6 protein-coding genes are annotated in these 12,610 nt (G+C 51.3%); all 6 read right to left on the bottom strand.

Annotation, left to right across the window (positions count from 1 at the left end; translation table 11 throughout):
* Window positions 1-74: 74 nt before the first annotated feature.
* Genes AABK39_RS07570 through AABK39_RS07545 form a run of 6 tightly spaced genes read right to left on the bottom strand, consistent with a single transcriptional unit; the run spans window position 75 to window position 12,607 of the window.
* Entirely contained in the window at window positions 75-1,649 is a 1,575-nt protein-coding gene (locus AABK39_RS07570; RefSeq protein WP_338394316.1) for a RagB/SusD family nutrient uptake outer membrane protein, read from the bottom strand.
* Between the two features lie 10 nt (window positions 1,650-1,659).
* Window positions 1,660-4,779, bottom strand: a complete 3,120-nt coding sequence (locus tag AABK39_RS07565; RefSeq protein WP_338394315.1) for a SusC/RagA family TonB-linked outer membrane protein — start codon at window positions 4,777-4,779, stop codon at window positions 1,660-1,662.
* Window positions 4,780-4,832: 53 nt separating this feature from the next.
* Window positions 4,833-6,365: a fasciclin domain-containing protein gene (locus AABK39_RS07560; protein WP_338394314.1), complete on the bottom strand. Its 1,533-nt coding sequence runs from the start codon at window positions 6,363-6,365 to the stop codon at window positions 4,833-4,835.
* Window positions 6,366-6,372: 7 nt separating this feature from the next.
* A complete protein-coding gene (locus tag AABK39_RS07555; RefSeq protein ID WP_338394313.1) occupies window positions 6,373-7,887 on the bottom strand; it encodes a fasciclin domain-containing protein in 1,515 nt (504 codons plus the stop codon).
* Window positions 7,880-9,370, bottom strand: a complete 1,491-nt coding sequence (locus tag AABK39_RS07550) for a RagB/SusD family nutrient uptake outer membrane protein (protein WP_338394312.1) — start codon at window positions 9,368-9,370, stop codon at window positions 7,880-7,882. The genes AABK39_RS07555 and AABK39_RS07550 overlap by 8 nt, the downstream gene beginning before the upstream one ends.
* Complete coding sequence (locus AABK39_RS07545) at window positions 9,371-12,607, bottom strand: SusC/RagA family TonB-linked outer membrane protein (protein ID WP_338394311.1); 3,237 nt, start codon at window positions 12,605-12,607, stop codon at window positions 9,371-9,373.
* Between the last annotated feature and the right edge of the window lie 3 nt (window positions 12,608-12,610).

Here is a 12,610-nt window from a genome sequence, read left to right as displayed (position 1 = left end):
AGATGCTAATAGTTCTTATTCGTCCGATTATAACCGGCCCGAAACCTATGGCCCCGGACCGGCGCTAACGGAGTTTATTTCGAGGATTTCAGCCGAGGCATTTCCAGCTTCCAGTTCGATGGGTCCGACAACTTGGCTTCCAGTTCGTCCGCCTTTGCCGGATTGATTTCCCTATATTTTAAGGCCACCGTTTTGGCCAGCCATTCCGGACGATTGGCCCGGTTGGCGAAACGCATAAGACTGTTCCAACGCTTACCTTCATAGGCCAGCTCCAAGGCGCGTTCCTCAAGCAACGCTATCTCGAAAAGCTCCACCTGCGTTCCGATTTCCGGATTACGGTCGGCCACGTCGAGAAGATCTACCGGCTCTAGGCTTACCCTGCCACGGATACCTTCGGTATGCGGCGAGCCCGGAAGGTTTTCGTTAAGCACGTCCAAGGCTTCGTCGGTACGGCCCGTGCGGTTGAGCGCCTCGGCGTACATAAGGTGCAGATCCGCCGCGCGATAGATCGTATATACGGCGTCGTCAAGATAGCCCTGCTTACTTCTTAAGTATTTGTTCACCACGGTATCCGCCCTTTCGCCTGAGTAGATAAAATACGAGGAGCCCAGCCCCCGGAAACTGTCTCCGTTTCCGTTATTCTGGCGTTTCCAATTATTTACCGCAACCTTCGTTGGCTTAAGCAAATATTTATTCGTGAGTAGCGGAGAGAATATAGACAGCAACTCGTTCGTCTGATGGTTGGATTTGCTGAAAGGGATAGTGGTCAAATGTTCCAGACTCGAAACATGATTGGCGTTAACCGTTACGGTTTCCCAATTATTCCCCCAAGATATTGACCCCGAGAGCGATGAGCATTTCAGGTAACGGTCATCCTTCCCTTCTCCGGCGTTGATGATGCAGTCCCGCAAGATATCGCTGGCGCTTTGGTAGTTGCCCGTCAGAAGGTAAAGCTCGCCCAAAAGAGCCTTTCTGTTGATACGGGTATAGCGCCACGGCAGGCTTACTTCCTCGTTTTTCTCATTAAAAACCCTCCAGTCCAGCAATGGCTGTTCGATTACCCAACGCATTTCCGCTAACAAAAAGTTCAGCATATCAGCCTCGCCATATTCGCGGGGCTCGTAGTCCGGGAAGTTTCCGTCTACCGCCTCTTTCACTACAGGAACGGCCTTGTAGGTTTGGATCAGCTGAAGGTAAACCCAGGCTCTCAGAGTCCGGATCTCGGCCTCGTAAGCGAACATCAGGTCTTCCGTCATATGCGGATCCGCCTCGGCCTTGGCCATTTTGGAAAGGACATCGTTGCAGTTCAATATCACTTCGTAGAAAGGCCTCGGGTTGGCGTACGGATTATCCGGCGAGATATTATGCTCGGCGATTTCCTCCAGAAAAGCGTCGTAATTGCGGGTAGTCGTAAGCAACTCGGCCCGCAAATCGCCCATTATCACCAAACTCTCCACCAAACCCTGAAGCTGGCCGTAAGCGCCGATAGTGGCGCGGCGTACTTTCTCCACGGTATCGTAATGCTCGTCCCTCTCCTGTACCAGGTCCTGCGCCGGATCGAAGAAATCGGAACATGAAAACGACAAGAAGCAGGTGATCGCCACCAACAGGGTCTTGCCGACCGATAGTATTGGATTTTTCTTTTTCATCTTCAAAAAATTAGATTCCCAATTTTACTCCGAGCATTACCGATTTGAGCAACGGAATTTGCCCGTAATCAACACCGTGGGTCATCACGCTGTTGCCGTACGCTATATCCGGAGTGGCTCCGAGGTAGTCAGTCAATGTGAAAAGGTTGTTGGCCGCCACATATGCGGAAAGGCTTCTTACCGTTTTGGTTTTCACATTGAAATCATAAGAAGCGGTCACGTTTTTCAACCTGATGAACGATCCGTCCTCGATCCAGCGGTCCGAGAAACGGGCGTTGCCCATCGGGTCGCCGTACGACACTTTCGGGATGTCGGTCTGCTGGCCTTCGCCACGCCAACGGCGGTTTACGGCCTCGCTCCTGTTGTAATATCCGCCCGTCGATTCCAACCCTCGGCGCATGTGGTTGTACACGTCGTTGCCCGAGGCGTAGTCGAACATCAGCCCGAGGCCGAAGCGCTTATAGCGAATATTGGTGTAAACCGACCCGAAGAAGTCCGGCATGGCGTTGCCGATCGCCGTTCTGTCAGATTCGTCGATTATGTTGTCGCCGTTCAAATCCTGGAAAGCGATGTCGCCGGCCCTAAACGGTTTTCCGTGGCGGTCTTTGAGGTTAAGCTTTTCTGCCTCTTGCGTCGTACTGATCACGCCCATCGAACGGTAACCGTAGAATTCGCCTGCCGGCTGGCCCACCTGGTTGATGATTTCGCCACCGTCGATTTGGGAAATCTGGTGATACCCTTTGCTATCGCTGTAAAGCGCATTGCTTCCGAGGCCGGTCACTTCGTTGCTGTTTTTGGCAAACGTAAACCCGATTTCGGCGGTCAGGTCTTTTGAGCGGTAAAACTCGTAACCCAAACCAAGCTCAAAGCCGGTGTTTTCCAACGATCCGCCGTTTTTCACCAACAGCCCCAAACCGTAATAAATATCGAGCGGTTCGGTGGTCAACAGGTCGTCGGTCTTGTTTTGGTAGAAATCGGCTGTCAGCTTAATGCGATTGTCCAAAAGCGCGAGGTCAAGGCCGATATTCGCCTGGCTGGTCTCCTCCCACTTAAGGTCGGTGCTCGGCACACCGCCGCGCACAATGCCCGACAGGCTGAAATACGGCAACCCGACGTACGAGAAACGCGAGGCGTAATAACCGATATCGTCGTTGCCGGTAACGCCGTAGCTGGCGCGCAGTTTCAGGTTATTCACCATACCGAGGCCTGACATAAACCTCTCCGACGAGACTCTCCAAGCGCCGGAAGCGTAAGGGAAATATCCGAAGCGGTTTCCTTCGCCGAATTTTGAGCTTCCGTCCACTGTCAGGCCCAAGTCTAGGTAATACTTGTCCAGGTAAGCGTAGCTTGCGTTGCCGTAAACGGTAAACATATTCCAAGTACCGTTTTTCGGATCGAGTTTACGGAAAGACTTATCGCCACGACCGATTACGGTAAACTTGTTTGAAGGCGAGTTTACGTCCGTCGCCAGTTCGTCTTCCATTTCGCTTACCTTCAGGCGGGTTCCGGCCACAACGTTCAGGCGGTGGCGCTCGGCGAAGGTTTTCTTGTAATTGATATTCAAATCAGAAAGCAGAGAGAAGAAGTTCTTCTGGTTGTTCTGCATCAAACTTTTGGCGGCGCCTTCCAATTGCGGTTGCGACCCAAGCGGAATAAACGACGATTCTTTCATCGTGAACAAATCGCTCATCACCATTACGCTGGCCTGTAGGTTCTTTCCGATTTTCTGGTCGGCCTGAATACCGGCACGCAAACGGAAGTTCTCGTTCGATCCTTTTCCTTCGGCTATCAAAGCGGCCGGGTTACTCATTCCAAACACTCCGAAATCGTCGTAGAAAGGAAGTTCCAAACCTTTGTCGCTACGCTTGTAAACGCCCATCATCGGAGATTTGTAAAGCGAAGCCAAAACCGGGTTTTGGGTTCCGTCGGAGCCTTGCGCCCTGGTGTTGGCGTTGATCTTGGTCAGCGATACTTTCGGGCGCAAAACCAAGCTTCCCAAAAGTCTCATCTTGGCGTTCATCAGGATATCGAACGATTCGAAATCGGTGTTTTTGATCACGTCGTCGTTCTGGGTATAGCCTACCGAGAAATTGTAGGTGGTTACCTCGTCGCCGCCCTGAACGTTGGCCGAGTAGCGGTTCATAATCCCCGTCTGGTAGATTTCGTCTTGCCAATCCGTATCGTTTCCGTAGCGGAACGCCTCGGCGTCTTCCGCCCTACCGATCAAGTACGGGTATTGTTCCTCGATTTGAGAATAAGTCAACCCGCGGTCGATCGTTTGTTCCAAAGCGTAGGCCTTATAGCTGGCGGCGTCCATCACAGGCGTTCTTTCGGGCGCCAATGACACTCCGAAATCAAGGTTGAAATCCACCCGGGTTTTCTTCACGTCGCTGTCGGTGGTGTAGACGTAAATCACGCCGTTACTGCCCAATGTACCGTACAAGGCCGACATCCCGTCTTTCACTACCGTAATCTGGTCGATATCGCGGGGCTTGATGGCCGTGAGCGGATTGTAGAAATTGCCCGGAACGCCGGACAATTCGCCCAAAGCGGTTTCGTAAATCACTCCGTCAACCACCACCAAAGGCTGCGTATTTCCGGAGGCCGAAGCCGCTCCGCGAAGGTTCATCGTGGAGCCTCCGCCAGAAATTCCTGATCTGGAAGTCACCAACATGCCGGGAACCATTCCCTGCAGCGCGCTTTCCAGCGTCAGATATCCACGCCGTAAGATCTGGTCGCGGGTAATGGTAACGGAAGATCCGCTAATGTCGCTGCGCAAACGGGTACCGTTCGGCGTACGGACAGCCAGGTCATCCTGTCCTTGGCCTATGTGGCTCAAGGAAGCGTTGACCGTAGAACGCCCGTGTATGTAGACTCTCTTGCTGTAATAGTCGGCGAAGGAGAACTCCACGGCGACTTCGTTTTTTGAGGAAACCGGCAATTCGTAGAAGCCTTCGGCGTCGGTAAAGGCCGAAACGCCGTCACTGCCCACCAAGTTGACCACCACGCCTTCGAGCGCTCCGGCCCCGTGGCTGTCCCTCACCGTACCCGACACCTTGTTCTGGCCGTAAGCCATTCCGCACAAGGTCATCAGGCCGAGCAAAAATATATTTATGGAAAAATGTTTCATTCTTTAACGGTTAAATCGGTTGAAAACAAGCCCGCCGTTTCCGGCGGCCGGCCTTATTCGGCCACCGGGAAAAACCCGATCGCGTTTAGGCCCAGCTCGTAAACCTTTTCATCATCTTCCTCATTGAATTCCGTTACCTCAAAGCGGACCACTTTCTCTCCGAATCCGGAGGTTCTCACCCCTTTGAGGTTATCGGTGTTCCAGTTGCCGCTAGGCGAAAAACGGGCGTCGATCAACTCGCCGTTTACGTAAACGGCCGCCTTGCTGGTCGAATTTTTCAATCCGCTGATTGTCAAATCGAAATGCCCGCCCATGGAAGCCGGCAAGCGATATTCCACCCAGAAAGGTTTTTTGGAAGAGAAATGAAGGGCCGTGATTCCGAGAGCGTCGTTCGATACCGGCTCGCGGGCGGGATCTTCCGTCGGAAAACCTCCCTCACCAAGCTCTGGCGTCACGTCACCCAGAAGTCCGGCCGTGAAATACGAAAACTGACTGGCATCGTAACTAACCGGACGTCCCATCACATGCGACATCAGCAAATCGACTTTCGGCAATTCGTAAGCCAACCCGTTACTCATTTTTGTGGGCGAATGATCCAACCATTCCTGTGTCACGAGCAATTTGGCCCTAACCAGCTCCCCTCTTCTGAAAAAACCGTTAGTCACTTCCAAAGTATCACCGAGCTTGCGGTTTTCGGTTTCTATATCCAATACTGTAGAGTAGAGTATCTGATTGTAGATGTTTTCCACAAATTCCTCATCTTCCTCAAAATACTCGGGAAGATTTTCGGAGCTTCCGTAGTAGCGTTGCACCAAGCCGTCATAAGTAGCCTGAATGGCAGCGTCGGAAAGCACGATGTTCGAATAGCGCTCGTTTTCGTCGCTCAGGTCACCTTTCTCATCCAAAAAAGCGTAGCCCAAGACGAAAGCCGAATCATAAACCGTACGACCCCATTTGTCCACACCGATCGGGAAGCTGTTGTCCTTATCGAAAAGCAAGGTGTCTTTCAGAACTTCCGCCTTGTATTTGGAGAAATCATCCCCTTTTCGCTGAATATTTTCGAAAAGGCTCGTCTGCGGCGTCATCGCCCCGTCGATGATATGCACTACGCCGTTTGTGCAGAATACGGGCTTGCCCATGGACATCTTGTCACGGTCAAAGCTCAGTGTCTCTCCCGACACTTTTCCCGTCCAGATGTTTTTGCCATTGTAAAAAGTCTTCAGGTACTGGTCTTTTCCCGTTCCCATCTGGCTTCTGTACAGCAGGGTATTCCCGATATGGTAAGCCAACACGTTTTTCATGGAATCTTCCATAACGCTTCCGGCCAAAGCCTCGATCTCGGCCTTTGGCGGCACGAGCAAGGTAACCGGCCTAGCGCCCGAAATACTGTCGAGGTATCCGTGTTTGTCCAGCAAATCGGCGAAGTAACGGTAATCGGAACTGGCCGACAGGAACTCGCCTACGGTGACGTTCTGCGTTTCCTTGTCGCCGGCGCCGGTAAAGTGCTCGTCACGCTCATCGCAGGCGGCGAAAAACAGCGCGCACAACGACAGGGCGGCAAGTTTTCTAAATGTATCTCTAATCATATCGATGTCACTTAACAGGTTTGAACGTTATCTTGTCCACGTTAAGCCTTCCGCCGCTCACGGACTTGAACTTGATGACATGCGGTCCGTTTTCCTCGAACACGTAAGTGCCGATCAGGCCGTTGCGGGTGCCGGGATAGATAAGGTTATCGGTGCGCACGCCGTCTACCCAGACTTCCAGCGTACAGCCGATTACGGCCCATCCAGCCCCGAAATTGCTGGTTATCTCGTACTTTCCTTTAAGAATAGGGCGGGTCTCGAATTCGAACCATCCGGCGGTGGCCGTGTAGCAATTCAGCTGGTCGTTTCCTCCTTGGTACATGTACACGAACTGGTCGTAACCCTTGGAGCGCCAGCGGGCGATATCCTTGGTGTAAATCACGTCCTGATCGTTTCCGGAAGTGCGTTTTCCGAAGAGTTCCGGCACGTCGGTAATATTGTCCTGTACGGTAATCGGTTGGATATCCTCTTCGAAAAGAACATCCTTCATATCGTGAACCACACCGTTTTTAGACTGCAAATCGAGGCTGAAAAGGTCGAGGCTGTTGGCGCCTTCCGTTATGTCCAGTCCGAAATCGTCGACTTTGGAATTGATGAAATATCCTTCCTGATTTTTCAGCAACTTCACCATAGTGTTGCCTACTGTCAGAAGAATATCCGTTTCCAAGGCGCTCGAATAACGTTTGCCCGAAAAGATATGGTGGCGCACAAAGCTGTGAAGCTTGTTTTTCGGCGATTCGTAATCGTCGCCAGCGCCCAACTCGGCTACCAACGCCGTGAAATCCGCGATTCCCTTGGCTTTGAAAACCTCGTCTTTTTCGGCGAAAACAGTATAGACTACCCTAACGCCATTGTCGTTTGTCAAAAGCTCAAGCGTATCGGCCAAGCCCGTTTTTTCCATCGCCTCGGTCAGGATCGTGTATTCGCCCTGGGCGCGAAGCGTATTGTATATTCCGTCGCCGATAGGCTCAATCGGACGGTCCAGCGTATGCAGGAAACCGTTCGAGCATTCGACATCACGCTCCACTACTTTGGATTCACCGTTGATAACCAAACCGTTAAGACCATCCTGACCGAACTTCACGGTAAGGAAGTTTCCGTTCATGGTAGTGTCGCTAAGCGGACCTTGGTTAAAGCTGAAACTCTGATATTTGGACATAACCGTATGAGTTTTCACCAACAGGTCCACATAGTCCTTTTCCAGCCCGTCGATACCGCTTACGCCCTTGTCGGCGTAAAAGGCTTGCATGGTCTCGTTTTTACACGCCAAGAAGGTGTAATCTCCCCTAGCGGCAAGCATCCCGTAAAATTCCGAGGTTTCGAGCAGTTTCAGCCATTCGGAATATTCGCCTTTGGTATCGTTCTCCAAATACTCGATATATGTCTTTAGGCGCTCCTCCTCAAAGGGAGAATTTGCCGCATCCTCGTCACAGCCGGTCAATGACCATGAGGCCGAGAGCGCTAACACCAACGCGCAAACGGAGCGGACAGACCTCCGTAATTCCCTTGTCATCTTATTCATAATAAGGGTTTTGTTTTAAGTTCTCGTTACTTCTAAGCTCGTCGCGGTGAATAGGCAGATAATAGCTCTGCGGATCGGAAAGAAGGCTTCTCCACTTGGGCGCCTCGGCGGGGTCCACGCGGGACACCATCACGTCGATCAACTTATCGGATCTTTCGTAATTGTTCCTTTTGGCAAAGCGCATAAGGTCGAACCACCTCTTGCCCTCAAAGGCGAATTCAAGCGCCCTTTCCTGCAAAATCATGTCTTGGGCGGCAAATCGCTCGCCGTTCATGATCTTGGGGCCGAGGCCGGCGCGGTTACGCACTTGGTTAAGCAGGTTTTGGGCGCCGAAAAAGTCTCCGGTTTCCACCAACGCTTCCGCTTTCATCAACAAAATATCGGCGTAGCGATACACCATCCAGTTCACGTCGCGCTGGTTTCCGTCATCGAATTTGAGGACTTCGTCGTTATCTTCATCGAGGCCCAAAACGGTCCTTCTCCGGAAGTCGTTGTCATCGTACAAATCAGGAACCTGCTCACTGATGATAACCGACGGCTGATGAGTTTTATTCCCGTCACTTCCTCCGAAAAGCCGCCAGAAACTATTATGCTGATTAACGTTACGGTTAAACTGCACTTCGAAAATCCCCTCTTGGGTATTACCTATGGTAAACATTTTCCTGAACTCAAATGCGGGGTCGAACAACTCTTCCTCGATTGGGGTCATTGACGGAAGGCGTTCACCCACCAATGAGAATGTGGAGCGGTTGATAATCTTGTTGCAGTAGAGAATGCTTTTCTCGTAATTCTCGCCCCACAAGTGAATATCGGCCAACAGCGCCTGTACCGCCGCCTTGGTCCCGTAACCTTTGTTAAACTCCAACTCGTCAAAACCACGGGGAGCGTAACGCTCGGCCCACTCAAGGTCCTGAACCAGCTGGTCAAGAATTGTCTGCTCAGTGCTTTTTGCCAAAAACACATCCACGCCGTCGCTGTCTGTAGGTTCGAGATGGAAAGGAACCTCTCCGAATGTGCGGACCAAATAGAAGTACGCCAACGAGCGCTGGAAATAGGCTTCGGCCAAATAGCCGTTCAGTTCTTTTTGGCTCAAAGACAAATCATTGCCCCTAACTGAAGGAGCGTATTTAATCACCGTATTAGCGTAATTAATGATTTTGTACATGCCCGACCAATCCAAAACGGTATTGTTATCGAGAATTTCCAGACGCATCACTTTCCGCCACGGTTCGCTGTAATCTTCGTCATTTGATCCCGGGCGCACAAAGTCCGAACGCAGGTCGCCCCACAGGAACATCGTGTTCACTTGCGACTGAACGGCTTGGTAACCGCCGTTAAGCGCCGAGCGAATATCTTCCTTGGATTTCCAGAAGTCATCGACCGTAATGTCGTTTTCGGGCTCCAACACCAGCCAGTCGTTACACGACGATACCGACATGACCAGCGCCAAGGCCAACGTATGTAATATTCCTTTCTTCATCATCTAGAAAATTAGGGTTAGACCAACCTGATAGGACTTGCTCGGAGGTGTGGTGGAGCGGTCCATCCCGAAGGCGTAAGGGTCACTGCCCAACGGCACTTCCGGATCCTGACCAGTGTAATTGGTAAAGGTGTAGAGGTTGAGCGCCGTAAAAAACACCGACAAGTCGGTAGCGTGGAAACGCTTGAGCCAATTTTTGTCGAAGCGATAATCCACAGTAAGCGATCGCCACCTGAGATAAGATCCGTCTTCAACGAAGCGGTCTGAACCGAGCCAGTTGTAACCAACTTTATAAATGGCGCGAGGCATGTCAGTTTCGTCACCCGGAAAACGCCAGCGCTTCATGGTGGCTTGGCTTTGGTTGGCCGTTTCATACATGTTTTCAGAATTCATACGGGCGAGGTTCACGATATCGTGTCCCACGGCGTAAACGAATCTCGAACTGATACGAAACTTCTTGTAGTTGACCCTGAAGCCGAAACCGCCGGAAAAATCCTTGTTGCTGGACCCGAGGTAAACCACGTCGCTTTCGTCGATCAAACCGTCGTTGTTGATATCCTCGTACATGGCGTCACCGCCCACAAACCTGTAGCGGTTTCCGCTTCCGCCCATCAGCATGTTAAGCGGCTTGCCCGTAGACTGGTCATAAACGATCTCACCGTTTTTGTCACGGACCACGGCGTCGTCGATAGTTTTGTAAACGCCTTTGTAACGGTAGCCGTAAAAACCGCCGATCGGATTCCCTTCGACAACGCGCGTAGCGTATTGGCCGTTTTCAAGCACGTTTCCGCTTTCCAAAGAGAAGTTGTCGGGCACTTCCTCCACGGCGTTTATATTCTTGGCGATATTGAACGAGAATTCCACACGCCAATCTTTAGTCTTCACCGGAATCGCCCTGAACGACAAGTCTACTCCTTTGTTGGTCATGCGCCCGTCGTTTCGGGTCATGCTCACATAGCCCGAAGAAGTCGGTACTTTAAGGGGCCAGAGCAAATCTTCGGTATTCTTCTCGTAGTATTCGACCTCAAAATTCAGTCGGTCTTCCCACAAAGAGGCTTCCATACCCACGTTCAGGCCCACCAGTCTTTCCCATTTCAGGTTGTTGAGTTTGGCGTTAGCCGGATAAACCACGTTTCCAGTGTAATACGAACCTCCGGCACTGTAGATACTGTAATGATTAAAACCTCCCGGCGCCCTGCCGGTAACACCGATATCGGCTTTCAGCTTGAGGTCCGTAAGCCACTCGACATCTTCCATAAATGGCTCACGGCCAAGTTGCCAAGCGACGGCCGCAAAAGGAAACGCCCCCCAAGTAGTTTCGGGACCGAATTGCGAACTGGCGTCGAATCGTGATCCCGTATGGAGAATATAACGCTGTTTGTATGTGTAAACGCCTTGGAGCAAACCGAAAACATTTCTGCCTTGGCCGTCGCCGGCGCTCAATCCAGCGGGGGCCAAACCGCCAGCGCCCGGCGAGTTAAATTCCCCGGAAGGAAGACCACCAGCCGTTACCGAATAGCTATTGCTTTGGTTTAAACCGGCACCCCAAGTTCCCGAAATAGTCAGGCTATGGTTTTCCCCGATTTTAGGCATATAAAGCACACGGGTAAGCGACTGTACATAAAAACTCTCCGAGGACCCACGCCAAGAAACGTTGGTGGCAGACGAAGACCAATCGGCACTTGAGGCCTCGTAAGGCATAAATTTGTCCGTGGTGCCGTTTACCAAATCAAAAGATATATCCGTATTGATCTCAAGGTCGTCCCTCAAAGAATATTTCGCCCTGAAAACTGAGCGGAAACGGTTCTCGATATATTTATGACGAGCTTCGTTAATTACGGCCACCGGGTTGTAAAGTCCCGTTCGATCAGAGCTTAACGGATTTCTGAGTTTCTCAAAAGCTTCTGGCCGGGAATCGAGAAAATATCTACCGGTCAGGTTATTGGCCGTATCCCGCTCATAAATACTCTGGTTAGGCATTTTTTGGTACGCCACCGCCCTTTCGTCCCCGTAATAGTTTTTGTCCTGATCTTTACGGGTGTACATAAAGTCGGTTGAGATTTTCAAACGGTTCGAAACGTTATAATCAAGGTTCGCCCTGATGTTATAGCGATCCAGATTTGTTCCTTTTGTCGTTCCCGCTTGGCTCAAGTAACCTGCGCTTACGTGGTAACGCGCCTTGTCGCCTCCTCCGGAGATCGAGATGTTATGGTCATGCGTCGGGGCGTACTGTTCGGTGATCGCTCCGAGCCAATCCGTATCCTGATTATAATTATGGTAAAGATTCCAATCCCTGTTCTGCTTCAATTCGTTGAATTGGCCGTCGGGAAGGAATTTACCCGCTACGTTAAAGCGTGAGTCCGTTTGGTAAGTGACGTAATCGCCCCCGCTTAGCATCGGGATGGCGTCGGGTTGTTCCGAAACAAAACCTTTGTAAACGTACTGCAAACGCGGTTTGATCTTGCGACCACGCTTTGTGGTTACCTGAATTACTCCGTTCGCCGCCTTCGCGCCCCAAATGGCTGCCGAAGCGGCGTCTTTCAAAATTTCGATACTCTCGATATCACTAGGTGGAATCGACAGCAAGGCTCCGAAATCGCGTTGGTCGGCGGCGTTGAAATCGAAGTTGTTGTCGATTTCCACATCATAAGGCATTCCGTCCAGAATAATCAAAGGTTCGCGGTCTCCCGTAATAGTGGAGGTTCCGCGGATCCTGATCTGGGCGCCCGCTCCCGGATCACCCGAAACCATCGTGATATCCACACCGCTAATCCCGCCTTGCAACATCTCACTGACCGAAGTGGCACCCATCGGGCTAAGGTCTTCCAACTTCACTTGCGCGATGGAAGTAGCGCGATCCTTGAAATTAATCATTCCGTCGCTGGTATAGCGCTCTTCCTGAATCACAACAGTTTCAAGCTTAGTGTTGGATTCGTCCATATCCAAATTGATCTCTCGCCTACCGTTTACGGCCACCACTTTCGTGTCATAACCGACAAAACCGATACGCAAACGAGCGCTTTCCTCCGTCAGTTTGATCATGAAAAAACCATTCAGGTCCGTTACGGCTCCGCTTACAAAACGCTCTTCCTTGTCGATTTCCACAATGGAAGCTCCCGGCAAGCTCTCGCCCGTTACGGCGTCTTTGACATACCCTTGTACCAGCATCCCCTTCTGCGCAAAAGCCGGCAAGGCCATTATGGAGCAGAGGATAATGTATATGACTGTAATTCTTTTCATGTT

Origin of the sequence: Fulvitalea axinellae (assembly GCF_036492835.1) — a bacterium.
GTDB lineage: Bacteria > Bacteroidota > Bacteroidia > Cytophagales > Cyclobacteriaceae > Fulvitalea > Fulvitalea axinellae.
This window is presented reverse-complemented; position numbering and strand designations above follow the sequence as displayed.